Source organism: Aquimarina macrocephali (genome assembly GCF_051627225.1).
Classification (GTDB): domain Bacteria; phylum Bacteroidota; class Bacteroidia; order Flavobacteriales; family Flavobacteriaceae; genus Aquimarina; species Aquimarina macrocephali.
The window spans coordinates 4,247,414-4,273,487 of record NZ_CP151795.1 but is presented as its reverse complement, the minus strand read 5'-3'; the positions used below and the strand labels follow the sequence as shown (position 1 = coordinate 4,273,487).

26 protein-coding genes are annotated in these 26,074 nt (G+C 32.8%); 6 read left to right on the top strand and 20 right to left on the bottom strand.

Going from position 1 to position 26,074, the window contains the following annotated elements; all coding sequences use genetic code 11:
• Positions 1–52: 52 nt before the first annotated feature.
• From AAFU52_RS18640 to rsmD, 3 genes are read left to right on the top strand one after another with little or no spacing between them, the layout of a single operon-like run.
• Positions 53–697: a type II secretion system protein gene (locus tag AAFU52_RS18640; protein ID WP_024769030.1), complete on the top strand. Its 645-nt coding sequence runs from the start codon at positions 53–55 to the stop codon at positions 695–697.
• On the top strand, positions 678–1,502 hold the full coding sequence (locus AAFU52_RS18635; RefSeq protein WP_438423040.1) for a DUF3822 family protein: 825 nt from the start codon (positions 678–680) through the stop codon (positions 1,500–1,502). Before AAFU52_RS18640 ends, AAFU52_RS18635 begins: the two co-directional genes overlap by 20 nt.
• Before the next feature lie 2 nt (positions 1,503–1,504).
• Positions 1,505–2,041 (top strand): 16S rRNA (guanine(966)-N(2))-methyltransferase RsmD, encoded by a 537-nt coding sequence (gene rsmD, locus AAFU52_RS18630; protein ID WP_438423039.1) that lies wholly within the window; start codon positions 1,505–1,507, stop codon positions 2,039–2,041.
• Positions 2,042–2,066: 25 nt separating this feature from the next.
• Here rsmD and AAFU52_RS18625 read toward each other — a convergent pair whose 3' ends face one another.
• From AAFU52_RS18625 to AAFU52_RS18585, 9 genes are all read right to left on the bottom strand, one after another.
• On the bottom strand, positions 2,067–2,522 hold the full coding sequence (locus AAFU52_RS18625; protein ID WP_024769027.1) for a hypothetical protein: 456 nt from the start codon (positions 2,520–2,522) through the stop codon (positions 2,067–2,069).
• Between the two features lie 261 nt (positions 2,523–2,783).
• Positions 2,784–3,686 carry an aldo/keto reductase gene (locus AAFU52_RS18620; protein WP_438423037.1) on the bottom strand — a complete coding sequence of 301 codons (903 nt, stop codon included), beginning with the start codon at positions 3,684–3,686 and terminating at the stop codon, positions 2,784–2,786.
• A gap of 46 nt (positions 3,687–3,732) precedes the next feature.
• The gene (locus AAFU52_RS18615) at positions 3,733–6,657 is read right to left on the bottom strand and encodes a glycoside hydrolase family 3 N-terminal domain-containing protein (RefSeq protein ID WP_438423036.1); all 2,925 of its coding nucleotides are present in this window, start codon (positions 6,655–6,657) and stop codon (positions 3,733–3,735) included.
• Positions 6,658–6,664: 7 nt separating this feature from the next.
• Complete coding sequence (locus AAFU52_RS18610; protein ID WP_024769024.1) at positions 6,665–7,150, bottom strand: hypothetical protein; 486 nt, start codon at positions 7,148–7,150, stop codon at positions 6,665–6,667.
• Positions 7,151–7,263: 113 nt separating this feature from the next.
• The gene (locus AAFU52_RS18605; protein WP_438423035.1) at positions 7,264–8,055 is read right to left on the bottom strand and encodes a (Fe-S)-binding protein; all 792 of its coding nucleotides are present in this window, start codon (positions 8,053–8,055) and stop codon (positions 7,264–7,266) included.
• A 57-nt stretch (positions 8,056–8,112) separates the two neighbouring features.
• The gene (locus AAFU52_RS18600) at positions 8,113–8,559 is read right to left on the bottom strand and encodes a phosphoheptose isomerase (protein WP_024769022.1); all 447 of its coding nucleotides are present in this window, start codon (positions 8,557–8,559) and stop codon (positions 8,113–8,115) included.
• An 80-nt stretch (positions 8,560–8,639) separates the two neighbouring features.
• Complete coding sequence (locus AAFU52_RS18595) at positions 8,640–9,965, bottom strand: 4Fe-4S dicluster domain-containing protein (protein ID WP_438423034.1); 1,326 nt, start codon at positions 9,963–9,965, stop codon at positions 8,640–8,642.
• 6 nt (positions 9,966–9,971) lie between these two features.
• Positions 9,972–10,922 carry an MlaD family protein gene (locus AAFU52_RS18590; protein WP_024769020.1) on the bottom strand — a complete coding sequence of 317 codons (951 nt, stop codon included), beginning with the start codon at positions 10,920–10,922 and terminating at the stop codon, positions 9,972–9,974.
• Positions 10,923–11,008: 86 nt separating this feature from the next.
• Positions 11,009–12,133 (bottom strand): N-acetylmuramoyl-L-alanine amidase family protein, encoded by a 1,125-nt coding sequence (locus AAFU52_RS18585; protein ID WP_024769019.1) that lies wholly within the window; start codon positions 12,131–12,133, stop codon positions 11,009–11,011.
• A 201-nt stretch (positions 12,134–12,334) separates the two neighbouring features.
• On the opposite strand from AAFU52_RS18585, the gene AAFU52_RS18580 reads away from it, so the two are divergent.
• Positions 12,335–15,103: a putative LPS assembly protein LptD gene (locus tag AAFU52_RS18580; protein WP_024769018.1), complete on the top strand. Its 2,769-nt coding sequence runs from the start codon at positions 12,335–12,337 to the stop codon at positions 15,101–15,103.
• A gap of 57 nt (positions 15,104–15,160) precedes the next feature.
• Positions 15,161–15,541 (top strand): RidA family protein, encoded by a 381-nt coding sequence (locus AAFU52_RS18575; protein WP_024769017.1) that lies wholly within the window; start codon positions 15,161–15,163, stop codon positions 15,539–15,541.
• Between the two features lie 188 nt (positions 15,542–15,729).
• On the opposite strand, the gene AAFU52_RS18570 is transcribed toward AAFU52_RS18575, so the two are convergent.
• Positions 15,730–16,047: a 2Fe-2S iron-sulfur cluster-binding protein gene (locus AAFU52_RS18570; RefSeq protein WP_024769016.1), complete on the bottom strand. Its 318-nt coding sequence runs from the start codon at positions 16,045–16,047 to the stop codon at positions 15,730–15,732.
• A gap of 113 nt (positions 16,048–16,160) precedes the next feature.
• On the opposite strand from AAFU52_RS18570, the gene AAFU52_RS18565 reads away from it, so the two are divergent.
• Complete coding sequence (locus AAFU52_RS18565; protein ID WP_024769015.1) at positions 16,161–16,502, top strand: cupin domain-containing protein; 342 nt, start codon at positions 16,161–16,163, stop codon at positions 16,500–16,502.
• 111 nt (positions 16,503–16,613) lie between these two features.
• On the opposite strand, the gene AAFU52_RS18560 is transcribed toward AAFU52_RS18565, so the two are convergent.
• The 10 genes from AAFU52_RS18560 to AAFU52_RS18515 all read right to left on the bottom strand — a co-directional run bounded on the left by AAFU52_RS18560 (position 16,614) and on the right by AAFU52_RS18515 (position 25,976).
• Positions 16,614–17,615 carry a S41 family peptidase gene (locus tag AAFU52_RS18560; protein WP_438423033.1) on the bottom strand — a complete coding sequence of 334 codons (1,002 nt, stop codon included), beginning with the start codon at positions 17,613–17,615 and terminating at the stop codon, positions 16,614–16,616.
• The gene (locus AAFU52_RS18555) at positions 17,615–18,490 is read right to left on the bottom strand and encodes a hypothetical protein (protein WP_438423032.1); all 876 of its coding nucleotides are present in this window, start codon (positions 18,488–18,490) and stop codon (positions 17,615–17,617) included. The genes AAFU52_RS18560 and AAFU52_RS18555 overlap by 1 nt, the downstream gene beginning before the upstream one ends.
• Before the next feature lie 247 nt (positions 18,491–18,737).
• Positions 18,738–18,890: a hypothetical protein gene (locus AAFU52_RS18550; protein WP_438423031.1), complete on the bottom strand. Its 153-nt coding sequence runs from the start codon at positions 18,888–18,890 to the stop codon at positions 18,738–18,740.
• Positions 18,891–18,974: 84 nt separating this feature from the next.
• Positions 18,975–19,682: a toxin-antitoxin system YwqK family antitoxin gene (locus tag AAFU52_RS18545; RefSeq protein WP_438423030.1), complete on the bottom strand. Its 708-nt coding sequence runs from the start codon at positions 19,680–19,682 to the stop codon at positions 18,975–18,977.
• A 234-nt stretch (positions 19,683–19,916) separates the two neighbouring features.
• Positions 19,917–20,495 (bottom strand): RDD family protein, encoded by a 579-nt coding sequence (locus tag AAFU52_RS18540; RefSeq protein ID WP_438423029.1) that lies wholly within the window; start codon positions 20,493–20,495, stop codon positions 19,917–19,919.
• 148 nt (positions 20,496–20,643) lie between these two features.
• Positions 20,644–21,015, bottom strand: coding sequence for a JAB domain-containing protein (locus AAFU52_RS18535; protein WP_438423028.1), 372 nt, complete (start codon positions 21,013–21,015; stop codon positions 20,644–20,646).
• A gap of 469 nt (positions 21,016–21,484) precedes the next feature.
• Complete coding sequence (locus tag AAFU52_RS18530; protein WP_438423027.1) at positions 21,485–22,999, bottom strand: RHS repeat-associated core domain-containing protein; 1,515 nt, start codon at positions 22,997–22,999, stop codon at positions 21,485–21,487.
• A 232-nt stretch (positions 23,000–23,231) separates the two neighbouring features.
• Positions 23,232–23,369, bottom strand: a complete 138-nt coding sequence (locus tag AAFU52_RS18525) for a hypothetical protein (protein WP_438423026.1) — start codon at positions 23,367–23,369, stop codon at positions 23,232–23,234.
• Positions 23,370–24,171: 802 nt separating this feature from the next.
• Positions 24,172–25,062, bottom strand: a complete 891-nt coding sequence (locus AAFU52_RS18520) for a tyrosine-type recombinase/integrase (protein ID WP_438423025.1) — start codon at positions 25,060–25,062, stop codon at positions 24,172–24,174.
• Entirely contained in the window at positions 25,059–25,976 is a 918-nt protein-coding gene (locus tag AAFU52_RS18515; protein WP_438423024.1) for a tyrosine-type recombinase/integrase, read from the bottom strand. Before AAFU52_RS18515 ends, AAFU52_RS18520 begins: the two co-directional genes overlap by 4 nt.
• Between the last annotated feature and the right edge of the window lie 98 nt (positions 25,977–26,074).

The following is a 26,074-nucleotide window of genomic DNA, read 5'->3' as shown; positions in this document are numbered from 1 at the left end:
AAAAAAAATTGTAGATTTGCGTATACACTAATGTTTAAAGCTAAATCATAAAATGAAAATTGTTGTTCAATTAGTTCTGTGGGTTATTATAGGAGTTTTGGGATACTTAGTATTCAATTCTGTTAATGGTCCTGTAAAGTTCAATAAAATAAAGCAAGCTAGATATGCAAAAGCTGTTGAAAATTTAAGAGATATTCGTACAGCTCAATTAGCATACAGATCAGTGACTGGAAAATTTGCTAAAGATCCTGTTAAATTAGTTGCTTTTATAGATACTGCTAAATTTACATTAACCCAAAGAAGAGATTCTAGTTTTATTAGATTTAATAAGATACTCAAAATTGATGAACCAAGAGATACGGTTATTGTTGACACTCTTGGATATGCATCTGTAAAAGATTCTTTATTCAAAACAGGAAATCATAAAAATATGATTAAAATACCTATAAGTGGTGTTGAGTCTAATTTTGTAATGGATGCTGGTTATATTAACAAAAATGACCTTAGAATCCCGGTTTTTGAAGCTAAAGTATCTAAAGATATATTACTACACGATCAAGATAAAGACTTATTAGCTCAAGAGAAAGAAGTACGTTCTGTTGATGAAGTTAATGGTGGGTTTCTTTCGGTAGGATCAATGACAGAAGTAATGACTTCTGGTAACTGGCCAAGAACTTATGGTGCAAACGATCAATAATACAATTGATAATACATCAAAAACATTGTCCATTCAGGTAAGCTTGAATGGACTTTCTTTTTGTACCGTAAATACTAATAATCAAATAACATCTATAGAGCACGAAACCTTTGGTATACAATTAACTCCTAAACAAGTACTTGATAAAATCAAATATACTTTTGATCACAATCACAACCTAAAAGAAGTTTTTGATACTATCGAGGTAATATATCAGAATGAGCTATACACTGTAGTTCCTAAACCTCTATTTAGCGAAAAATTATTAAATGAGTACCTTAAGTTTAACACGAAGGTGCTTCAAAATGATTTTATCGCTTTTGATGAATTGAATCCCCATAATATTGTAACAGTATACATTCCTTATACCAATATTAATAATTTCTTTTTTGATACATTTGGGTCTTTTACCTATAAACACTCCAGTACCATTCTAATAAATTCTTTGCTTACTCAAGAAAAAAACAGCGAATCTATTACCGTTTTTGCGAACATGAATGATGCTTCTTTTGATATTATAGTAATCAATAAAGGAAATTTGATATTAAGTAATACATATAAATATCAAACCAAAGAAGATTTTTTGTATTACCTATTGTACACTACAGAGCAATTACAACTAAACCCAGAAGAATTCAATTTGGTATTTTTAGGAGATATTTCTAAAGATAGTGAGTTTTTCAATATTGCATATGCTTATATTCGTCACATAAGTTTCGGAAGCCTTCTTCAGAAACCACAAATAACAGAAGATATAGCATCTTTTGAGCCTCATAAACATTTTGTATTACTTAGTCATTTTTAAATATGCGTATTATCTCAGGAAAATATAAAGGAAAAAGACTTACAGCACCTAAAAAGTTGCCCGTACGTCCTACTACTGATATGGCAAAAGAGGCGTTGTTTAATATCTTAAGAAATCAATACAACTTCTCTCAAATATCTGTTTTAGATCTTTTTGCAGGAACAGGAAACATAAGCTATGAATTCATATCCAGAGGAACAGAGGATGTAACTGCAGTAGATTCTCACTATGCATGCCTTGGATATATCAAAAGTGTAGCAAAGGAACTGGACTCTCCTATTGAAACCATAAAAAGTGATGTGTATAGCTATCTCGAAAAAGTAAAACGGAAAACAGATATCATCTTTGCTGATCCCCCATATGATTTTACTACAGATCAGTTTAGTAAAATTGCAACATTAGTTTTTGAAAATAAATTATTAAATGAGCATGGGGTCTTGATTATTGAGCATTCTAAACATACCTCTCTCGAGGAATCACCATATTTTAGTAATTCGAGAAAATATGGAGGATCTGTTTTTAGTTTTTTTGAAAAATAAATCTACAAAAAAGCCTCCTTATATATTAAGATTCAGTCATTACCGAGGTTCTGATCGAAAATTCATCAATAGTCGTAAGGTTGCTTAAAGAATTAATTTGATAAGCAGCATTACTAATAATCTCTTCATAAAAGGCCAAAACTTTGACATCAAACCCAGGAGTATCTTCTGCTGTAATTTTAAATATATCCATTTGGTAAATGAAATTATTTAGGATATGATGACTAGAAGAAAGCATAGCTTTATAAATATTTAGTTTTGCATTTTCCATCTTTACTTTTTTAGCATTTTGCCGTGTGTCTATAAGTAGAAATACAAAAAATATTAATATTGGAATTATCATTTCGTCAAATTCAAATTGCTCTATACTTGCCAATAATGCAATAGCTTTTTCAAATAATTCTAATTCTAAGACAATGGATGTTACGTAAATAAAAATAGATAACACTAATCCGATACATGTTAGTTTATACTTATTCATTAGTTTAGAGTTAGGGGGTTAGGGGAATAACGATTTGTGAAGAATTTAAATGTTACGGTTTACAAATACTACATAAAATTGTAAATAAACGTTCGATTTTCAATACTAAATATATAGGAAAAAATAGCAACTTGTAGTAATTTACATGTATTTTAACATTATTTGTAGTTATAGTTAAAGTTCTTTTATAAGTATGTTAAGTAAATAAACTGACAGTCAACTACATATCCAAGGACTATTTATGATCAAAACAGCATTCTTTTAAGCCACTTCTTTCCCTGTAGAAGCTACCCAAATCATAAACCATTCTTCATCAGTAATTTTAATCGCTAAAGCATCTACTGCTGATTTAATACGATTAATTTTGGTCGACCCAATAACTGGAAGAATACCAGAGGGATGTTTTATAATCCAAGATGTTAGAATCTGATCAGACGTAACATTATATTTTTCAGACAACATATTAACCACTTTATTAATCCTCACAACCCTATCTTCAGGCTGTTTCATAAAGAATTTTCTTCCTGCAAGTGTAGAATACCCCATGGGTTTAACATGTTCGGTAATACATTGATCCAAGGTACCATCTATAAAAGGGTCCAAATGAAGTGGAGAGACTTCTATCTGGTTTGTTGCCAAAGGTATAAACTTATGTAACATCTCAAATTGTTGTATCGTAAAGTTTGACACTCCAAAATGCAATACCTTACCCTCATTTTTAAGTTTGGTAAAAGCCTCTGCAATCTCTTCAGGATTCATTAGCGGACTTGGTCTATGAATCAAAAACAAATCTATATAATCTGTATTTAGATTCTGTAAAGATTGTTCTGCACAACTTATAATATAATCTTTACTGGTATTGTATGATTGAATAACAGTATCAGGGCGGTTAGGTGTTACTAATTTAATACCACATTTGGTAACAAGTTGCATTTTTTCGCGAAGAGAAGGTTGTTTTTTAAGTGCATTACCAAATAATGTTTCTGTAGTATAATGCCCATAGATATCTGCGTGATCAAAAGTAGTAACATCTACAGCAAGACAACCTTCAATCAATTCCTGAGCTTGATCTATGGTTAAATTAGCTCCCCATTCTCCCCAGTTCATACACCCGGCTACTATACGCGAGCATATAGAATCTTGACACGAAACCTTAATACTCATATTTTTAACTTTTGAAAATTACTACCACTCTTAACATCATTATCAATCAATAGTCTATCGCTTCATATATTAACCTTTGTATCTCTGAACGAATATCATGAGATATAAGTTTTCGATTCGCGGCATTAGGGAAAGTACGATTACTTAAAAAGACATATATTATTTCCTGTTCTGGATCTGCCCAGGTAAATGTTCCTGTAAAGCCACTATGACCAAAACTAGTCATTGATATACAACCGCAAGTCGGTCCTACATCACCCAATTGTGGTTTATCAAACCCTATTCCTCGTCGTACGTTTCGATGGCAATAATGACATGTATTAAACTCATCTAATGTTTCTTCTCTAAAATATTGCTTGCCGCCATAATATCCTTTATTGAGATACATTTGCATTATCTTAGTAACATCATTAGCATTAGCAAAAAGTCCAGCATGCCCAGCAATTCCTCCTAACATAGCTGCTCCCTGATCATGAACATACCCATGAACAACCTCATCTCTAAAAATCCTATCATGCTCTGTAGGAACAATTCTCTTTTTTCTGAATTGCGTTAAAGGTAAATACGAGGCATTATTAGCTCCCAATGGTTTATAAAAATGTTGCTGAGTGAGCTTATGTAACGTATTGCCATAATGATTCTCTATATATGTTTTTAAAAGATAGTACGGCAAATCACTATACTTATATTTTAATCTATCCCTTAATTCACTATCTCTAATTCTTAGAAGTAAAGAATCCTTCATGTCACTTCTGAAATAAAGATTATTAGTGACTTCAATATTAAAATCTTTAGAGCGGCTTTTTCTATAATATTTCTTATCAGGTTTTCGTGTCACAGAATCCATTGTTTGCAAATAAAAAGGAATCCAAGCCTTTAATTTTGCATAATGCGACAGCATCGATCTTAAGGTGATATTTTCTTTATTAGATCCCTTAAAAGAGGGTAACATCTTTCCTACCCTAGTATTTAAAGAAATTATTCCTTTATCCTTTAGCTCTATAGTAAGTGGTAAAGTAGCTAATATTTTGGTCAAAGACGCCAGATCATAAACATCAGACCCTTTAACTTTTCTAAATTTATTATAGGTATGGTACCCATAATTTTTATTAAACACTACTTTTCCTTTCCTTGCAACGATTAGCTGTACACCCGGTGCCATTTTTTCTTTTAGTGCAAAATCCACTATAGAATCAATTCTATTAAGTTTATAAGAATTCATCCCTACACTTTCGGGCAATCCATAAGATAACCTATTTAAGGCTCTGGTCTCATATCCTGTACCTGCAGGAAATTCTTCTCCAATACTTACAGGAAGTTTTCCTTTGGCCTCTAAAGCTCCAAAAAGTAATTGTGCCGTTTTCTCCTGAGCCACCTTACTATTTTGATAGGACATCACTATACCTTCAAAATTTGTAGTGGTTAGCATATCTAACATTGCATAAGGTCGTGCAAATATACTAAGAACTGTAGTGTTTAACCTGGCAATCTCGTATAACCAAACCAATTCTTTATCCTTAAACTTATATTCTGCCCAGGGTGAGTCGTTAGATTTATGAAAACCTACAATAACATAATTATAGTTTTTTAATTGCTCTACCATTTCACCTAATTGATTGGCTTTTACCCATTCGACCTGAGCGTATTTGCTTAGTTCTTCATAAAATGTTTCTCCAGAATCGTCTCCAAGGGAAACATAAGCAATTTTTTTTAGGTCAAGGTTTTTAATCGGCAGTGTAGCTCTTTCATTTTTTATGACAGTCAAAGAATTTTCGACCAAATCATGAAGCAGCACTTTATTTTTTACACTATTTAATTCCTCATAAAGGAAATCTGTTTCTACAGGTTGATAGGCATTAAGGCCAGCTTTATATTTAGCCAATAAGATCTTTCTTACAGAATACGATAAACGCTCTTCTGTAAGAGCTCCAGAGTAATATGCAGATACTATTTTTTGGGATGCTAATGGCACATCTTCCGACATTAAAAGAATATCATTTCCTGCCAAAAAAGCTGCTAAATCAATATCGCCCGGGGCTTTAAAATTAGAAGCTCCTTTCATATTAAGAGCATCTGTAAAAATTAATCCTTCAAACCTTAAACTATCTTTTAATACTCCAGAAACTACTTTTTTAGAAATAGAAGACGGATAGTCTGATCTATATTCTAAACTAGGAATATTAAGATGAGCAACCATAATACTGGATAGCCCTTCATTAATAAGTTTTTTATATGGATATAATTCGATACTATCAATTCTTTTGGCATCGAAATTAATAGTAGGTAATGTATTATGTGAATCAGTATCGGTATCCCCATGGCCAGGAAAATGCTTTGCACTAGCCAGAATCCCCTCTCGTTGCATGCCTTTCATAAAAGCCAGTGCTTTTTGAGTTACCTTTTCTTTATCTTCTCCAAAAGAACGATTACCAATGATTGGATTTTTAGGGTTTGTATTAATATCTACAACAGGTGCAAAATTAATATGCACTCCCATTCGTTTGCAATGCCTTGCTACTTGTCTTCCTGTTTCTTCTATTAGATGATTATCTTGTATTGCTCCAAGGGTCATATTCCAGGGAAAAGCCTGTGTCGAATCTAATCGCATACCTAGCCCCCATTCTGCATCTATACCTATTAATAATGGTATTTTGGATAATTTCTGATATTCATTATTTAGCTTAGCCTGTCGCTTAGGGCCTCCTTTAGAAAAAATAACGCCTCCAATCATAAACTCTTCAATGAGTCGTTTTATTTTATCTGTTTCTCTTTGAGGATCAGAAGAAGATACATTTACCATAAATAACTGACCCACTTTTTCTTTAAGGGTCATTCTATTATAAATGCTATCCACCCACCTTTGTTGGGTTTCAAAATCTTCTGCTAATAAAGGGTTTTCTGATTGAGCATCAACGCTAAAAGTGATTAGAAAAATTATAAAAGAAAAATACTTTTTTATGATATGCCGCACGAAAATTTTAATTTAAAAAACGGTTATGCCAACTATCTCTTGCTGGGACTTCCCAATTGATTCGATATTCGGCAATATTAGTAACCAGGTTATTGAAAACGATAGTATTTGGGGATACTGATCTATTTTTAGCCATTTTCTTAAAATCTGTAAGAGGTTTATAGGCTACAAATTCTCCTTGCTTAAAAGACACATTCATCTTGTCCATTAAGTCTACATCATATGTTTGTTCTAATTCCTGAACAAAACGAACAGAGGCATCTATAGAGCACCCTGTTGCCTGATTCATCCCCTGGTCTAGTCCAATGGTTATAAATCGTTTATACTTTATTTCATAACCTGCTTTTAGATCAGCACCATGGGCTGTCCACTGAGTTATAAATTCTTTTATTTTTTTTTCGATTTCTTCCAGTTCATCCAACGTGAATGACCGATTTGCCTGATAAATCCACACTCGAGATGTTTCCGGAAGGTCATTAAAATCTACCAACATGAGCTATTTTTTACTAAAGTAACAAAAACTATTGCTATTTACGATTATAGAAAAGAGTTAATATGAAAAAACATATTAACTCTAATAAAATTGTGTATAATTAAGAAAAAAAATTACAAATCCTGAGCATTGGCAATAAGTTCGGCCACATCCATCACTTGTATACTTTCTTCTTTTTCTTTACTCTTTACCCCGTCTGTCATCATTGTATTACAAAAAGGACATCCCGCGGCAATAATATCTGGTTTGGTTTCTAAGGCATCTTCTGTTCGTTCAACATTAATATCCTTATTTCCAGGTTCTGGTTCTTTAAACATCTGGGCACCTCCAGCTCCACAACATAATCCATTTCGTTTACAGCGCTTCATTTCTACAAGCTCTACTTCTAATTTTCTAAGTAAATCTCTTGGTGCTTCATATACATTATTTGCTCTACCCAGATAACATGGATCATGAAATGTAATTCGTTTACCTTTAAATTTTCCTCCTTCAACTTTTAATCTACCTTCATCCAGAAGGGATTTTAGAAATTGAGTATGATGCATTACTTCATAATCTCCTCCTAGTACAGGATATTCATTTTTTAAGGTATTAAAACAGTGAGGGCATGCAGTAACTACTTTTTTAATTTCGTAGGTATTCATTACCTCTATGTTTGTAACCGCCTGCATTTGAAACAAGAATTCATTACCTGCTCTTTTTGCCGGATCTCCCGTACAGCTTTCTTCGGTACCTAATACAGCAAAATCTACATTAGCATTATGAAGTAATTTCACAAAAGCTTTTGTGATTTTTTTAGCTCTGTCATCAAAACTACCAGCACAACCCACCCAAAACAAAACTTCTGGTTTCTTGCCTTCTGCCATATATTCTGCCATTGTTGGCACCTTTACTGTCTCACTCATATTATACTATTTAAAGTTTAGGAGTTTACCAAGAGGTTAACATCCTAAAACTCATATTTAATCATGTTTTCCATCATCAAAAACTTCGATGGTCACAACTCTTTCTACCAATTCTGTAAATTTACCAGTATATCGTGTTGCTTTTACCAGGTGATTATCAATCCAATGGTAGTTTCCTCCTCTTGGTTTTCCCATCAAAAGGCTATGGTATTTAAAACCACATTTCTTTAACCATGTCTCGGTCACATCTCTGTGTTCTTCGGTTCTTGAAGTAAAGAAGCATATAACATGTCCTTGGTCATACCATTTATTTAATGTAACTAATGCATCAGGAAAAGGCTCACAAGTAACCATTCGTCCTGGTTCTTCATTAGGTACATCTTCGGTTATAGTCCCATCAATATCAATAAGATAATTCTTGACACCTTCTGGCAAGACCGGACTCACATGTTCTCCTTCTTCTATTTTATCATGCAATAATCTTTCTACTTCTTCCTTTTTCATAATTTCTATTAATTTGTGGTTTAATTGGTTAAAAGTTTTGGTTAAAGTTTAATTTATTTTGATTGGTTATTTAATAAAAATTATTCGTTGCTCCAGTTTAATCTGTCCATTTGGTTAAATGGCCATGGAGCTCCATTATTTTCTATATTGGTCATCATATTATTTAGATCAGATGGTGCTGCACTTTGCTCCATTACCAGGTAGCGTCTCATATCTATAATAATAGACAATGGACTAATACTAACCGGGCAAGTCTCTACACAGGCATTACAACTGGTACAAGCCCACAATTCTTCAGGAGTAATGTAGTCATTCAGCAATTGTTTTCCATCATCTACAAAGCTACCGTTCTTATCAATATTATCTCCTACTTCTTTTAAACGATCCCTGGTATCCATCATAATTTTACGAGGGGATAATTTTTTTCCTGTTTGATTTGCAGGGCATTCGCTTGTGCAACGACCACACTCGGTACACGTATATGCGTTTAGTAATTGCACCCAGTTTAAATCTGCAACATCTGATGCTCCAAATTTCTCTGGTTCTCCTTCTTGTTGATCATCGGCAGGAGCAGCAAAAGGATCTGCACTTGGATCCATCATTAATTGCACTTCTTTGGTAACAGCTTCGAGGTTATCAAGCTCTCCTTTAGGATTAAGATCCCCGTAATATGTATTCGGAAATGCCAACAGGATATGTAAATGTTTTGAAAAATATAAATAATTTAAGAACACTAATATCCCTATAATATGCACCCACCAGCATGCTCTTTCTAATACTATTAGAACTGTTTCTGACATCCCATTAAAAAGTGGAGATATATACTGACTTATTGGATACGCTCCAGCCTTGATATAATGATCTGCTCCTAATGTTTGTAATTGAAGATCTGATGCATTCATTACCAAAAACAAAGTCATCAAAACCATCTCGAAATATAGAATGAAGTTTCCATCATTTTTTGGCCATCCTTTCATCTCTGGATTCCAGAAACGTTTTAATTTAATCACATTACGACGAATCCAAAATAAAACAACTCCTACAAATACAAGGAATGCCAAAATCTCGAACGAACCAATTAAGAAATCATACAATCCTCCTAGAAGCGCAAAGATTCTATGTGTACCAAAAATACCATCGATGATAATTTCTAATACTTCTATATTGATGATAATAAACCCTAGATATACAACAATATGCAATATCCCAGCTACAGGTCGTCGTACCATTTTAGACTGTCCTAATGCTATCCTAGCCATATTTTTAAATCGCTCTCCTTTATTATCAGAACGATCTACGTCTTTTCCTAATCTGATATTACGAATGACTTTGCGGACATTTTTTGTAAAATATCCAATACCCGCTACCAAAACAAGTATAAATAGGATATTAGGTATGTATTGCATAATTTTTTAATTTATTGAATCTGTTGGTTTTTCGTAAGGAGCATTTTTCTTTCCAAAAACCGAAATATGAACATATCGTTTTGGATTTAATCGTAAATCCTGTATCAGTAATTCCAGTTGTTTACTGGTTTTTTCTAAATTATCATATAATTTATCGTCTTTCAGTAATTTCCCAACTGTTCCTCTTCCTGAGTTAATGTCTTTTGAAATTTTCTCAAAATTGGTCAATACTCTTTCCAGGTCTTTTCCTAATTTGGCCACATTTATCTGAGCTAGAGAATCTGAAACCTTATTAAGATTAGTCGACATTTTATCCAGATTGGTAAATGTATTATTTAACTTTTCTTCATTACCCGAAAGAATAGTATTTAAAGAGCTGGAAGCTCCTTTAAAATTCTTAACTGTTATACTTAAATCTTTAAAAATAGAATTCAGATTATTTTTATTATCTACATTAAGAATCCCGTTAACCGAGTTTAAAAGCGTGTCTGCATCTGTAATTGCAGCTTCAAGTTTTTCTTGCAAAGGCGCGAGCTTATCATTTACCAACTCTAGAAGACCTGCTTCTATCTTGCCTGGTAATGTATCTTTATCTTTTGCTTCGAGGCCTTGCTCATATATAGGCATTATAGCTAGTGATTTTCCACCTATCAAGCCACCGCCATATACTTTGGCCATGCTGTTCTTTGAAAATGAAAAATCGCTATCTACATTAAACTCTACAACAAGGTTACCCTTGGTATCTGCAAAACTAATAGAAACCACTTGTCCTACAACCATACCATTTATGGTCACGGGAGAAGAAGGTATTAATCCTTCTACATTATCATAAATAGCATAAAAGGTTCTATCGTTTTCTAAGAGATTTTTTCCCTTCAGGAAACTATAGCCAAAGATTAAAAGTGCTATTGCGCAGATTGCTAATATTCCTGTTTTGACTTCTCGAGTAAATTTCAAAATAGATTATATTTTAGGACACAAATTTAGAATAAAAATACATTTCTACTGGTAATTCCCTAAGGAATTATCAGTATTTATTTAGATTAATTCGAAGATGTATCAGCTTTTAGAGCTTCTGTTAAAGGAATTAATTCACTATTACGAAAAGCAACGACAAAGCTAGAATCAAATCCTTTACCGACTGCAATTTCTCTTAATTCTTGTATTAAAGTATAATTAGACGTACTTCCGTAGTAATACTTATACAGGTCTCCCGTTTTATTTTTAGACAACTGATCCAAACCATTAAAATTAAACGATTGTAATTCTATGTCACTGGACCCTGCTGCAATTTGCACCTTAAACGTGATATCATCATACACCCGATCTCCTTCCATTTTGGCAGTTACTCGTGTTACTTCGGGGGTTTTGGGCGGATCTACTTTATAAATAGCATCAAGGCTTTCTTTATAATCTACAATCGAGGTTGTGATGGATTTTGCCATAGCTCCCTGTCCTTTTTTAGAATTAAGATATTTTCCTTCGCTATTATTGGTTAGAAAACCTAATTCGATAAGAACACTAGGCATATAGGTTTGATGTAAAACCACAAAACCAGCTTGTTTTACTCCTCTACTCTTTCTTTCTAATGATTTTTTAAATCTATTCTGTACAAAACTAGCAAGTGTAAGGCTCTGATCCAGGTATTCTTCCTGCATTAAAGTAAGCCCGATAATTGATTCGGGAGAATTGGGATCAAACCCATCATAATTCGCTTCATAATTATCCTCTAGTAGGATTACCGAGTTTTCATTTTTTGCTACATTAAAGTTTTCATTATTAGCATGTAACCCCAATACAAAGGTTTCTGTACCATAAGCTTGAGAGCGGTGGGAGTTGCAATGTACAGACACAAAAAGATTTGCTCCGGCTTTATTGGCTATGCTTCCTCTTTCATGTAACTCTATAAAGGTATCTGTTTTTCGAGTATACACTACTTTAAACCTACCATCGTTTTCTAAAGCCGTACCTACTGCCAAAACTACACTTAATGCGATTTCCTTTTCTTTATATCCATTTCCACGGTTCCCGGGATCATGACCTCCATGGCCAGCATCCAAGACAACAACAAATTTTTCTTTTTCCTGAGCAACCACATTGGCATCAAAAACAGGTGTGACACATAAAAAAACTGATAAAAAAACACTACATACTATACTTCGTCTCATCAACTACAATAATTTTACTACTAATTTTGAAACATTTTCGTTATGTTTCAGTATTTAATATAACAAGTTAAAAATCTAAAGATTGTGATTTATATAATAAACCTATATCTTCTATGTTTATACAGCTTAGAAGGTATGCTTTTGACATAATTTTTTATTTTTTTATGAATTACAATCTAAGCATAAAAAATATATGTAATTTTGGCACTTCAAAAACTGAGCCATAGTTATACAAAAATAGGATTTAAACCATTGCAAACAACGGTACGTTACATACTTTATTCACTAAGTTTTTCACTGTTTTGTATTTCTCAAATTACAGCACAGGAAATAAACGAGACTAAGGAGGTTCCCATTCCTGCTAATCAGGATACTATAAACTCTATTATAGTCAATCCAGAGGAATTACTCAATGAAAAAGCTCAGGACACGGTCAAAAAAGACACACTTGCTGCAGAACCACAACTGTTAACAGATAAAGTGGTCTATAAAGCCACTGACTATATGAGGCTAAGTCGTAAAGAGAACAAGATGTATCTTTATGATAATGCCGAGATCGTGTATGGAGAAATGCAGATTAATGCTGGATTTATTGTAGTAGACAATGCTAAAAATGAGGTATATGCCTATGGAATTAAAGATTCTCTGGGTGAATATGTACAAACTCCTGTTTTTAAACAAGCACAGAATGTAGTAGAACCAGATTCTATTCGTTTTAATTTTGATACCGAAAAGGCATTGATATATAATTCTCGAACAGAACAAAACGGGTTTAGGATTAAAAATGAAATTTCAAAACGTGAGAATGATTCTGTGATTTACATGAAAAATGTAAAATTTACTACTTCAGAAAATATTGAAGATCCAGAATATTATTTTTATGCCCGTAGAATTAAGTTTGTCCCTAAAAAGAAAATTGTAACGGGGCTTGTTAATATGTTTATTGCCGATGTCCCTACTCCGTTGGGGTTACCGTTTGGATATTTCCCATTAACAGAGGACAGAACTTCGGGATTTATTATTCCTAGTCCGGGAGAAGAAAATAATCGTGGATATTTTCTTCAAAATGGTGGGTATTATTTTGCTATTAGTGAATATGTAGATCTAACCCTTATGGGGGATTATTATACTAATGGTAGTTATACTTTTGCTGCAGAATCTGCCTATGCCCTACGTTATAAATATAGAGGAAATCTTAGGTTTAGGTATGAAAACAACCTGCGTAGCGAAAGAGGGTTTCCTGATTTTGCCAAAACCACGACATACAATATCCAATGGACTCATAGCCAGGATGCAAAAGCCAATCCGAACTCCAGGTTTTCGGCTTCTGTGAATTTTGGTAGTAGTGACTTTTTTCAGCAATCTACCAACCAACTCAATACAGGTAATTTTCTGAATAATCAAATCAGTTCTAATATATCCTATGCTAAGACATTTCAGGGAGATCCCCAGGTTAATGTTAATCTTGCAGCTACTCATAACTCTAATACTAATACTGGAACTGTAAATTTATCACTCCCAAATATGAATCTGAGTGTATCACGAGTATTTCCGTTTGCTCCAAAAGTAGGCGCTAAAAAAGGGATCATACAGAATATAAATACACAATATAATTTTAAAGGAGAAAACAGAATACAAACTACCGATGATGATTTATTCTCGGCTGATATGTTTAAAGGTGCCAAAATAGGAATGCAGCATACGATTCCTTTAACTACAAACTTTAAGATATTCAAGTACCTTAGTGCTACAGCAGGGACAAATTTTCAGGAAAACTGGGTATTTGAGACGATAAAGCAAAGTTATGACTCTAATGCTAATGATGGTGCTGGCGAAGTGGTACGAGATACTATAAAAGGCTTTGATGCTTTTCGTACGTATAACTTTTCAACGAGTCTGGGAACAACCATTTATGGTACTTTCAAGTTTAAGAAAGGTAAAAAAATAGAAGCGATTCGCCATACCATGAGACCTTCTATTAGCTATAGCATCAACCCTGCGTTTAGTGAATTTTATGATAGCTATACGGTTACCGATGATCCTAATACAACTAATATTAATGAAACAGAAGTTGTAGAATACTCCAGATTTGAAGGGGGTTACTTTGGAGCACCGAGTAATGTATTTTCTAGCAGTATTGGATTTTCTCTTAGTAACAATGTAGAAATGAAGGTAAAAAGTAAGGACAGTACTGCTACAGAAGCCAAAAAAGTCACCCTATTAAATAACCTTAACTTTAGTACATCTTATAATGTTGCAGGAGATTCTTTAAAGTTAAGTCCGCTATCTATTACTGGTAATATTCCTATTATCCAAAATAAGCTAGATATTAACTTTAATGCACAATTAGATCCTTATGCGTTAGATAACAATAATCGCAAAATCGATGTGTGGAATATCGATAATGGAGGTAGTCTTTTTCGCTTAACCAGAGCTAGTGCTAATTTTGGGTATTCATTTTCTAGTAAAGATTTTGAGAAAGGAAAAGTTAATGAAGATCCTCTGGATAATCAAAACTTTAGAAATGAAGGCCGGCCTGACAATCTGTTTGGGGGAGTTACCGATTTTGGGGAGGATCGTTCTTTTGATAAAAACAAAAGTAAAAATGCAGATAAAGACATAAAAAACTATAATTACAAAATACCCTGGACTTTGCGACTGTCATATAATGTTAATTATAGTAATAGTGCTCGGCAAAATGAAATATCATCGCACTCTATCATGTTTTCTGGTGATGTAGAACTCGCGCCGCGATGGTCTGTTGGAGTATCTTCGGGATATGATTTAAAGAATCCCGGGTTTACATATACCAATTTAAGATTTCAGCGAGATCTAGAAAGTTGGGTTATGAATTTTAATTGGATTCCATTTAGTGAAAGAACATCATGGAATTTCTTTATAGGTATCAAATCATCGATGCTTAGTGATATTAAATGGGACAAAAGACGTGAACCAGACAGACAGTTATAGGTAGTTTAAAGTTTCTAGTTAGCAATAAAATTATAAATTAATACAATATACTATCACATGAAAAAAATCATAACTACGACCAAAGCCCCAGCTCCTATCGGTCCTTATAGTCAGGCTATTTTAAACGGAAATACATTATATACATCAGGTCAGATTGCTATTAATCCAGAAACAGGAGCATTAGTTCTGGATGACATTACAACTGAAGCCAAGCAGGTAATGCAGAACCTAAAAGCTGTATTGGATGAAGCCGGAATGACATTCGAGAATGTTCTTAAAACCACTATTTTTTTAAGTGACATGAATAATTTTGCTGAAGTAAATGCCGTATATGGTAGTTATTTTAATGAAGAGACTGCACCAGCAAGAGAAACTGTAGCGGTGTTAACTCTACCTAAATCGGTGAACGTAGAGATCTCTGTAATTGCTGTAAAGTAATCTACTATACCAGTATTGTTAGTCCGAGCTTGTTGAAGTTTTTAGCGATTAATCTTATAAAAATCTCAACAAGCTTTGTTTAATCTTCGTTTTACATTAAAACTCTACTTGTTACACTTCCTTTTTTATTTTTGGCAACATCTCATTATCGATATAAGATGGGATCGATATCAGAAAACACATAGTGATTAATCCCCTCCTATAATTTCTATTTGCATAGCATCAATATGTTCGTCTAAAAGAATTTGACATGCCAATCTGCTGTTGGGATAATACTCTAATTGATTTTTTAGTATGTTGTTCTCCAGTCCTTCAAAAAACTGCATTGGAGTATTAGATAAATGAACCCGAATATGGCAGGTACCACACAGCCCTCTACCTTTACAATCCCCTATTTCATCATGTAGCCTGTTGACTAATAATTCCATAAGGTTGCGATACTCAAATCTTTTAAATTCTAAAACATAAACATCCCCAATAGTATCTTTGACATATACCGTATACATTACATCTAATTATGTCTGCAAATTACAATTAGGAGTTTACTTTACCTTATGATTTAACTCATAAAATAAGTAGAAGAGTATATGTAGCTTTGTTGTATAAAAAAACAATTACTATGCAATTAACCTCATTACTTAAGGATCTTACCTACGGGGACGCAAAACCTGTAATCACCAAATTAATAGAAAATGATGCTACCAAAGAAATTAGAATCGTTTTTAAAAAAGGACAGGAAATGAAAAGTCATAAAACCCCGTTTCCGATTACTGTGTCTATTTTTGAAGGCGAAATCAATTTTGGTGTTCATGATGCCGATCATATTCTTAAAAAAGGAGATCTTATTTCTCTGGAGCCTAGCATCATTCATAATCTAATCGCACTAGAAGATAGCATAGTACGACTATCGCTCTCTAAGAACGATTCTGTAGAGAGAGTACAAAAAGTAACCGAGCAATAAACCTCATATATAAGTAAAAGCAAAAAACAGTCACTAAAGTGTGACTGTTTTTTGCTTTTACTATGTTTCATGGATTACGAATCCGAGCTGAAACAGTATTAAAATAATGCCTTATTGCAGTTCCAAAATTGCACGCTCCAGAACTTCATCTTTTGTTAAATCACCCCAATCTACAAGTGCTTCAATATCTGGTGGAACTCCATTTTCATAATCAGGACTCTTATCTAATGTCAGTGCTTGTGTAATAGAGAATCTATATGTCCAACCATTAGGTAATTGTCCTCCATTAGGCAGGCCAAGGCCTCCTCCTGTAGTATCTCCTATAAGCGTAATGTTTGGAAGCGCTTTGGTCGCAAGTGAGAAAAATGAACCTGCACTATACGTTCCTCGATCTACTAATACAACAATTTTATTTTCATATCGTATTCCATTATACGGAGAAACATATACCGGCTCAGCTTCTGAGAAATCATTTCGCCCTGGACCGCTTTTTATTCTAGAATAGTTAACCAGCGTTCTACGCTCAACAAAACGGCTTAAGATTGCAAAAATATCGGTTACAGCTCCACCTCCATTTTCTCGCATATCTAAGATTAATCCTTTTGTATTTTTATATCTATTTAGAACAAAATCCAGATTCTTAGCATCCACAGTACCAGGAAAAGAAGGAAAACGTACATAACCAATTTCTTTATTATCAAGAAAATTATGTAAAAATGGTCCTGTAATGTAATAGTCTCGATTTAGATAGTGATCTTCAATGATACGCCAATCAAAATTATCCTGTCCTAAGTAATCTACTCTAAATGTAGAGACATTAAAATTCGATATTAGATTCGTATGATCATCTCTTAACTCTGTTAACATCCCTCCCAATACTTTAAATAGTGAATCCTGACTCATTCCATCATAAATTTTGGCAGAATATTCGGATTTCACAACATCCCAATCAATATTTTTTACATCAAAGTAGGAATATTTCTCATTACATTCATTCCATAGATATTCAAAATTATCTTTTGGATTTGTAGAGGCCAAGTCGTTTTCAAAAAGCGCTTTCTCACAAGAGATAAGTGATAGACCTATTAATAATATACTATATAGCTTTCTCATTATTTATTATTGGTATTAAATAGAAAAGTGAGTTTAAGAAGATGGGCAGACATTTCGAATTTATCAAAATCTCCTCCGGTTTTATAAGCATCCCATACATACGAAAATCGTAATGCATTTTTGTTCTTAAGAGAAATTGTATAGTCTAAAGAGCTATTTACCCTAAACCCAGAAAACATATCGAACTCATACTCATCAAATATATTTGCTTCATTTAACAAGCCTGATTGCCCATTATACACATATCCATTTCGAAACGAGCTATTTACTAATCCTACATTTAGCCTAAATGCTAAATTTCTTGTTCTCTTTTTCAGCTTATATTTAATAAATAAGAATTTTTTACTCTTTTCTTCTTTGCGGCTTATATCTTTTTCGATTTTAACAGAGCCAAAAAGAGTTGGAATAATTTCGACTCCCACTCCGTTATTACCAAATCCCTCATTCGTTCTAAAATTAGTGGTGGTATTAAATAATCCACCTACTTTTACATTTAACTTTGGAGAACTAAGCATGTTTAACCGGTATAACCTAGAATAGTACAAGGATACACTATGAAGCTTACTACTTTGGGAATGACTGTTAAAGCCATTATGAAACTGTCCAAAAAGGTAGGATGCTCCAATTTCGGATTCTCTTTCTACATCGGCTTTAGTATATGATAGCGCTATGTTTCTTGGTGTCCCTTTATAAAAAAGTGGAGAGGTTGCAAAATCTCTAAAAGATGATCTCCCTAACCCTGCAGTAAACCCTATATAGGCAGGTCTGTTTTTTCTTTTTTCTTTCTTAGAAAGCTCCGGATTTTCCGTTTGCGAAATACCTGCTACCGATATAAACAGTAACAGTATAATGACAATTCTATTTTTTCTTATCATTTAGATGTTAGTTTTGATTTTAATGATTTAATGATATGAGTGTAAGTTGTTAACTTAATGACAACTGAAAAAGCAATAGGTTGCATCGTTTCCAAAATCTTTAATGAACTTAGTGTGGGTTTTATCTTAAATCCACGCCATCAGGTTTATTAATAATTTACCATAACAAAAAAACAGCCACATTATAAGTGACCGTTTTGATATTACTTATGTTTCACGGATTGCAAATCCGCGCCATCGGGGCTTTTCATAATAAAACAAAGAAAAATTGTATTTCGGCAAGCTCTGTAGAACTATCGAGAATAGCTTTTTTGATCCCAAATCCTATTCTCGATACACTTCTTCCTATGGGCGAAGCACTCGAATTGACGAATTTGGGATTCAAAATATCAAAATGCACAATGGGTTAATTATATAATTCATTTGATAATCAAACTTTATAATGCTTTTTTTCAAAAGCACTAGTTTGAGACATTACCATCTCTTAGTGCTTTTCTATAGATATAACAATACCATTCTCATCAAAATACTCCCAAGTACCTACTTTCTTATCAAGTTCATAACGACCTTTCTCCGCTATATTACCATTAGGATAATATTTCTCATAATTACCATGCCATAAGCCCGATTGGTAATGATAAATTTCTGTTATAAGACCATCTTCACTATATTCTTTCCATTCACCATCATTATTACCATTATGATAATAGCCAGACACCATCAACTTCCCATTTACATAAAATTCTTTATGATTTCCATGCAATCCTCCGTTTTGAATTTGAGTCACTAATTTAGGATTACCATTGGGATGAAAATACTTCATTTCCCCTATTAACATACCATTTTTATACTCTTCTATAGAATGGATAGCTCCACCGTCATGATATGATTTCCATATCCCTTGCTTTTTATCATTTTTATATTTTCCTTTTCTAACTAATTCTTCTGTTATTAAACTATAAGCCTTAGATTCTCCTTCTTTAAGTCCTTCTTTATAAGGTATAGAATCTACTTGTGTACCTTGCTGATCATAAAAACCCCATATTCCTGTTCTTTGAGATTGCTTAAGATGCCCCATAGCTTTAATATTCCCATTTTTATGATATTCTATACTTTGCTGACTTTTTAAATAAGAACAGCTGGTAAGAAAAAACATTAACAATATTACAATAGGTTTTACTATATTATTCATGAGTTATTATTCTAATTTCTCTGATAACCATTTTTCTATATTTTTAACTGTATGGGAGTTTAGTTCATCTTGATGAAAATTATTATTAGTCAAATGCACTAAAAACTCTTCATTAACTTTATATTTAGAATACTCCTGACGGCACGGATTTGCAATCCGTGTTTTTAAAACTTCAAAATAAATTTAAAACAACAATTTCTATACACCTCTATTTAAGTGATCAAACTCGTTTATTTATACTTCTATCACTTTTGTTTTAGAAAGTGTATCATGCCAGCCCGAACCATCACCCAAAAACGAAAGCGCATTAAAAGGAATATGCCTGCATAAACTACGTACTAATATGGTTTGTATATTGGGATTATTTCCATACTCATCAACTACTTTTGTTCCTGTAATTAGTTTACCAATGGTTCTACCTGTGGTTATTTCAAAAAAAGAATAATAAATCATTCCTAATGTAAAACCTAACCCATAGTCTATAATTCGGCTATCAGTTTCTAAAATCAATATCACAGATGGAAAAATAAAGGCCAAAACAATACCAAGTATAAAACCAAAAACCAAAATACATATAGAATCCAGGATATAGTTGGTAAACCTTTTTCCTTTGCTGGCTTCTTTACTAATTACTGTTCTCGTTATCGTAAGTTGCTTTTCTTTTTCTGCAAGTATTGGGTCTTCTTCAAATGTAATACATGCATCTTCAAAATTTGCAATCGCATCGGTTAATCTGCAAACTATCCCCTGTTTTGTGTCAAATTTTTGATTTGTACAGATTTTACAAAATTGTAAATGTTCTTGTCTGGTCATAACTGTATCTAATTATTCTTTTATTGTTTTCAGATACAATAATACGTCTCGCCAGTTTCATTTTTCGGGACTGGGCAATTATTAATAATTTACGATAACAAAAAAACAGTCACATTATTAAGTGACTGTTTTGATATTTTCTTATGTTTCACGGATTACAAATCCGCGCCATCGGGTTTAGTCTAATATCTGAATCACTAGGCTCTAAAGTACCAGAAGGATGATTATGAGCTATAATAACACCACTTGCACATACTTTTAAAACTATAGCAAATAATAGTTTTACATCTACATAAGTACCATTAGTACCTCCTTTCGATAGATTTTGTACTCCTAATACTTCGTTTGCATTATTGAGTAGTAGTACTTTAAATTCTTCTTGTAGCTCTATAGTTTTCTGATTCCAAGTATTGAGAAATACCTTGTAAGCTTCTGTAGAACTCCTAATTTTTGTTCTGTGTTTTTTAGCAATATGTGATGAGTAGCTGATCTGTATCTCAGCAATGTTGTTTGTTAGCATAGATTTGGTTTTGATAGGGTTGTATTGTTTTTTTTTCCTACTTTCTGGCAGGTTAAAAACTGTTTTCTTAGTTCACTTTTATACATAAAAAAACAGCTACATCTCTGTAACTGTTTTTTAATTATATGATTTTGACAATCAAACTTTATAATACTCTTTCTCAAAAGCATCAGTTTGACCCATTACCTACCAATCTTACCATATTATAAACTTAAAAAACAGATAAATTGAACTCGAAAAGGAAATAACTCCAAACAAAAAATAATACTTTTTTTTATTATATGTTCGTCGAATTAATACGACAGATGCTACACCTATTAAAAAAGATAATATCATTGGGATAAAAAATAATCCTATTTTACTATCAAAAATTATTAAAAGAGATTTCTTTACTATGTTATTATATTTAATAAAAAAATATAATACTAATAGGCTAGAAATACTACTTAAAATTAAGTTGTCTTTTTTGTTATTTTTTAATTCCATTTATATAGTTAAAACCTGATTTAATAGCTCTAGTATCGGCATTCGTATCACTACCTCCTTCATTTACTTCAGCTCCTCTTAATGCTTTTTTTAGAGTAAGTTGATTATAAGAAGCTTTAAGTCCCCAAATAAAGTTTCCAGCATCCGGTAAATTATATAACGTATTGTTTTGGCCAAATCTTATGAAAGCAGCATCATCATGAAATCCAGATCCATAATATAATTCACCTAACACATCTTCTGAAATACCTCCTACTTTATCTCTCAAAAAAGAATAGGTAAAATCATAACTATAATACGATTCAATTCCATAATCATAATTAAACCAAAGTTTTTGCATCCATGTCATCCCATCTGACCAATAAATAGATCTTAATCTCTCCATTTCCCCAATCAATTCTTTATTAGAAACTGGAACATATACTTGATCTCCTATATTAAATTCTTTAGTTAAAAGAGGTGAATCTAAGCCTTCTTCGTCATTAATTTCTAGATTATTACCTGATTCATCTAAAAAAACATTGTGAAATTCATCTCTTTTAACATCTTTTACTTTACCATCTTTTCCAAGAGTGATAATATCATTTTCATTTGATTCATTATTTGAGTCTTTAGAATTATAAACCTCTATTAAATCATCATCAGTTATCCCATTATCCTTTTTCCATTCTTCTGTTGAATACATTCCATCAGGATCTATATATCTAATAGGATTATTTCCTGCATAAATATATGGGCTTTGAAACTGTACTAATGGATCAGTATTCATCCATCGTCCTAGAGATGCATCATAGTTTCTAGCATGAAAATCCAACCATTCTAAACCAAGTTCGTCTTGTTCTTCTTTACCACCAAAACCGTAGTTATGCTTTCTACCATTTACGTCAAAATTGTATCCTTTATGTTGCAGTCCAAAAGGATAATAATTCTTCTCTTGCTGTACGATGATTCCTTCTTCGGTTTCTTGTAGCACACTAATATCATCCAGATAAATCTCCTCTTCTGCAGCTATACTACTGGTTAATCCCAGTTTGATATTTAGCTTAGAAGCATCTTGTTTGATCTGGTAGGTAGCTTCAAAATTACCTTCGCCAGCATCTCCAGCAGAATACCATCCTGTACTTGCATTAGCAGCATCAATCTCATTGACCAGTACACGCATCTTATATCCTTTGCCATTGGCATCCAGTTTCAGTCGTATCTTCACAGTTTCACCAGCACTAAAAGATTGTGTAATCTTTTTATTTGTACCACTGTACATATATCGTACTTTAACACCTAAACGGCCATTAACGGCAGATACGCCTCCGCCACCCCAGCCATCGGTACTACTATCAAAAGTATCATTTAAAAAGGTTTTGTTACCGCCTTTATTATAGCTTAAACGTATATTGCCTAAATGATCTTTATATTGATAGATGTACTTAAAGCCATCTGAGTGTTGTTCTACATACCCTTCTGAGGTATTAAAGAACTCCAGATTACCATTCTTATACACATAATTACCGGCATACTCCTTTATGCAAAAAATCTAGCTTTTGAACCTGTTTTCTAGTCTACTATTACTAAAATGTAAAATTTAAGAACGTCCTCTCAGTCATCTATCAATCTTTATAGCTAAAATAGTAAAATCTATATTCCCTACCACATTAACAAAACAGTATTTATTTTACTATGTAGTGCTATATTAGTTTGCCAGAGGGAGCAGCAATGAAAAGTATAAAATCTCTCTACTTTTTCTTATTATCACAACTCTTTTTAAGAATTTTCTTCATTATTACTTTAACTAATTCTACAATAGTGTTTGCTACAATTTTACTTACTAATTCTTCATTATTTATTAAAAAATCTAAAATATCTACTCCCATAACTACACGGATTTATGATTAAAAAATATTAATCCGTGTTGTCGCTCTAAGTGTAGTATTTTTTACCACCTATATGTGGACACTTTTTTATATTTGATTATCAGATAGTTACATAAAAAAAAGAGTTGTAATTCCCTTGTTTTTTAACATTTATAAGGACAGAAGTACGGAAAACTTTTTAACTCGTTGAAAAACAAATATTTACACTCATTATTTTTTCTTAAAAACTCATTTTTACAACTTTAAAAAAGCAGATTTTTAGTTTTATAGAGTGAATAATTGTGATTTCTATTAAAATAGAAGTTGCATGAGATTATGTGGCTGATCTTCTACTTTAATAGTAATCCTAGCCTATCTGGTGATTGAAGATGAGCTGCATGCATGCAAAACTGGGCGTAGCCTTGCGAAGTGGAGCAGCTGACACACAAGAGGTAACGTAGTGACTTGTGTGCCAGATGAAATATTGTGACCTTAATTTGATAATAGCTTCTTCACAATATTTTAGCTAAGCTGCGAGATAGCGGCGTAGCCAATGTAGTAGCGGTTTTGCTTAATGAAAAGTATAGCGATAGCGTACCTTATTGTTTTTAAGCAAAAGAGTAGCTACGGGTGATGATTGAAGGCATCACGTGAAGACAAGTAGTAATTGCTGACGACCAAAGGTGAGGAAGCTATTACGGTGCGTAGCAACTTGCGTAGCTGTGCATGACTGATTGAAGAACTCCTTTGATCAGCCCGTAATCTGGGGTAATCACTGGCTTTTGCTCCAAAACTCCTGAACCTTATGGTTTCATACTATTTTTTAGCTCAATGGATGAAACTTATTAATAGCTTCATGCAGATTTTCTAGATTATCTTGCTTATAAGATTCTGTAGAACTAATATGTCTATGACCTGCCATTTGCTGTACTTTCCTGATGTTATAGTATCCTAACCAGTTAACAATAACACTTGCTCTAATGTGACTGTTATTGCTTACTTTCTGATTATGATGTTTTAATTTCTTTAGAATTGGCCGTAAAACCATTCTAAATTGTGGTGTATTGACAGGAAACAACTTTTCATCATATGTACCTATATGATCTTGTATAATTGGGCGTACTTTTTCTATGTATTCTTTGAACTCTATAATCTGCCAAGATTTTAGAGCTAGTGTTCTCTCTGCATTTCTTCTTGTACTTGGTATATATATTGTCCCTCTGTGCAAATCAATATGCTCTAGTGCTAGTGATTTAAAATTATTGCTTACCAAACCCTGATATACTAATAATCCTACTATCACTTTATTACGTTTTGCTGTAGCTCTATAATAAAAGTTATCCTTCCATATCTTATCCGTTTCAAAACTGTAGAACAAATCTTCTAGTTCATCACCTGTAAGTAGGTTATAAAACACTTTTTTGCGTTCTCCTCGTATTTTTAGATCATCTGCAATATTATCTGTTCGAACTCCCTGTTCTATCAGGTAATTAAAATAATGTTTAGCTCCTAAAATATGCCTGTTAATAGTTTCTGGTTTGTTTGTAGTTTTTAAGTGATTAATATAATTCAAGAATTGTTTATAGCTTAGGTTTTCAGGTTTGGTACGTTTTGATCTGCACCATTCTTTTAGCTTACCAATATTATAAACATTTCTCTCTATTGTACTTTGACTCTGATTTAGCTTTTCTAAATATGTATAATAATCTTTCATAGTGATTCGAGTAAGTGTGTGTAAATTTGTGTTGCTTTTAGAGAGCTATGCCCTAGAAACTGTTGTATATCTTCAATCTTCATTCCCTCTTGTAGTAAATGAGTAGCAATACTATGTCGTAAACAATGTGGAGTAATGTGCTTCTCTCTTAAGATTTCATCATCAATGAGAGTTAATAAATGATGTAGTCTTCTTCCTAAATCCTGACCATGCAACCTACTGCTGTATTTATTGATAAACAATGCTTCTGTACCATGATTACCAGTATACATTGGCCTTGCTTCAAAAATGTAGTCTTCCAGAATTTTCAAATTATATGTATTGATAGGTACATATCGTTCTTTATAATTCTTCCCTTGCCTTACAAATACACGTCTTACATCAAAAAGAATATCACCAATATCTAAACTAACTGCCTCTGTTCTTCTCAATCCACAACTGTATAATGCTACAAGAATAGCTCTATCTCGAAATCTTATATGCCTGTATTTACTACTGTGATCAGTAGCTTTAAAGAGCAATTTAATTTCTGCTAGCGTAAGTACATCTTTTATAGTATTTTCTCCTTTTTCTAAGCGCAAGTGTATTTTAAAAGCTATACCTCCATGTTTTTTGAGATATTCCCTGAACTTTCTAAGTGCGTTTTGATGTTTGTTTAAGTATGCTTTACTTAATCCTCCATCTTTTCTCTGATTACTTCTTTCATTCAGATATTTGTAATAGCTTTTTACAGTGTCTATAGTAATCTGCTCTAATCTTTGGATATCCCGTTGTTCTAGCCAATAAAAGAATTCTTGTATAAATATTGGTGTATAGTATACTGCCTTTTCATTATATCCTAAGATATCTAACCACTCCTCAAAATCCTCTAAAAGCCTCTTGTAACTTCTATTTTCTAATTTCAGTTTTTTCATAGGTAATGCCTGTCAATGCTCTTGACTTAATTTTTTTCATTCGGTATGTGTTTTTATGAATTTTGTAAAACAGCTTAGTTAAACTGCTGTATTTCTAC

What these genes read in the sequence shown, in the direction of transcription:
- AAFU52_RS18625 (WP_024769027.1), bottom strand. Translation starts at nt 2,522, where the DNA reads ATGAATAAGTATAAACTAACATGTATCGGATTAGTGTTATCTATTTTT.
- AAFU52_RS18635 (WP_438423040.1), top strand. Translation starts at nt 678, where the DNA reads ATGGTGCAAACGATCAATAATACAATTGATAATACATCAAAAACATTG.
- AAFU52_RS18540 (WP_438423029.1), bottom strand. Translation starts at nt 20,495, where the DNA reads ATGACCAGACAAGAACATTTACAATTTTGTAAAATCTGTACAAATCAA.
- AAFU52_RS18555 (WP_438423032.1), bottom strand. Translation starts at nt 18,490, where the DNA reads ATGATAAGAAAAAATAGAATTGTCATTATACTGTTACTGTTTATATCG.
- AAFU52_RS18585 (WP_024769019.1), bottom strand. Translation starts at nt 12,133, where the DNA reads ATGAGACGAAGTATAGTATGTAGTGTTTTTTTATCAGTTTTTTTATGT.
- AAFU52_RS18570 (WP_024769016.1), bottom strand. Translation starts at nt 16,047, where the DNA reads ATGTATACGGTATATGTCAAAGATACTATTGGGGATGTTTATGTTTTA.
- AAFU52_RS18535 (WP_438423028.1), bottom strand. Translation starts at nt 21,015, where the DNA reads ATGCTAACAAACAACATTGCTGAGATACAGATCAGCTACTCATCACAT.
- AAFU52_RS18610 (WP_024769024.1), bottom strand. Translation starts at nt 7,150, where the DNA reads ATGTTGGTAGATTTTAATGACCTTCCGGAAACATCTCGAGTGTGGATT.
- AAFU52_RS18640 (WP_024769030.1), top strand. Translation starts at nt 53, where the DNA reads ATGAAAATTGTTGTTCAATTAGTTCTGTGGGTTATTATAGGAGTTTTG.
- AAFU52_RS18520 (WP_438423025.1), bottom strand. Translation starts at nt 25,062, where the DNA reads ATGAAAGATTATTATACATATTTAGAAAAGCTAAATCAGAGTCAAAGT.
- AAFU52_RS18600 (WP_024769022.1), bottom strand. Translation starts at nt 8,559, where the DNA reads ATGAAAAAGGAAGAAGTAGAAAGATTATTGCATGATAAAATAGAAGAA.
- AAFU52_RS18525 (WP_438423026.1), bottom strand. Translation starts at nt 23,369, where the DNA reads ATGGGAGTAGATATTTTAGATTTTTTAATAAATAATGAAGAATTAGTA.
- AAFU52_RS18620 (WP_438423037.1), bottom strand. Translation starts at nt 3,686, where the DNA reads ATGAGTATTAAGGTTTCGTGTCAAGATTCTATATGCTCGCGTATAGTA.
- AAFU52_RS18595 (WP_438423034.1), bottom strand. Translation starts at nt 9,965, where the DNA reads ATGCAATACATACCTAATATCCTATTTATACTTGTTTTGGTAGCGGGT.
- rsmD (WP_438423039.1), top strand. Translation starts at nt 1,505, where the DNA reads ATGCGTATTATCTCAGGAAAATATAAAGGAAAAAGACTTACAGCACCT.
- AAFU52_RS18560 (WP_438423033.1), bottom strand. Translation starts at nt 17,615, where the DNA reads ATGAGAAAGCTATATAGTATATTATTAATAGGTCTATCACTTATCTCT.
- AAFU52_RS18565 (WP_024769015.1), top strand. Translation starts at nt 16,161, where the DNA reads ATGCAATTAACCTCATTACTTAAGGATCTTACCTACGGGGACGCAAAA.
- AAFU52_RS18545 (WP_438423030.1), bottom strand. Translation starts at nt 19,682, where the DNA reads ATGAATAATATAGTAAAACCTATTGTAATATTGTTAATGTTTTTTCTT.
- AAFU52_RS18605 (WP_438423035.1), bottom strand. Translation starts at nt 8,055, where the DNA reads ATGAGTGAGACAGTAAAGGTGCCAACAATGGCAGAATATATGGCAGAA.
- AAFU52_RS18515 (WP_438423024.1), bottom strand. Translation starts at nt 25,976, where the DNA reads ATGAAAAAACTGAAATTAGAAAATAGAAGTTACAAGAGGCTTTTAGAG.
- AAFU52_RS18575 (WP_024769017.1), top strand. Translation starts at nt 15,161, where the DNA reads ATGAAAAAAATCATAACTACGACCAAAGCCCCAGCTCCTATCGGTCCT.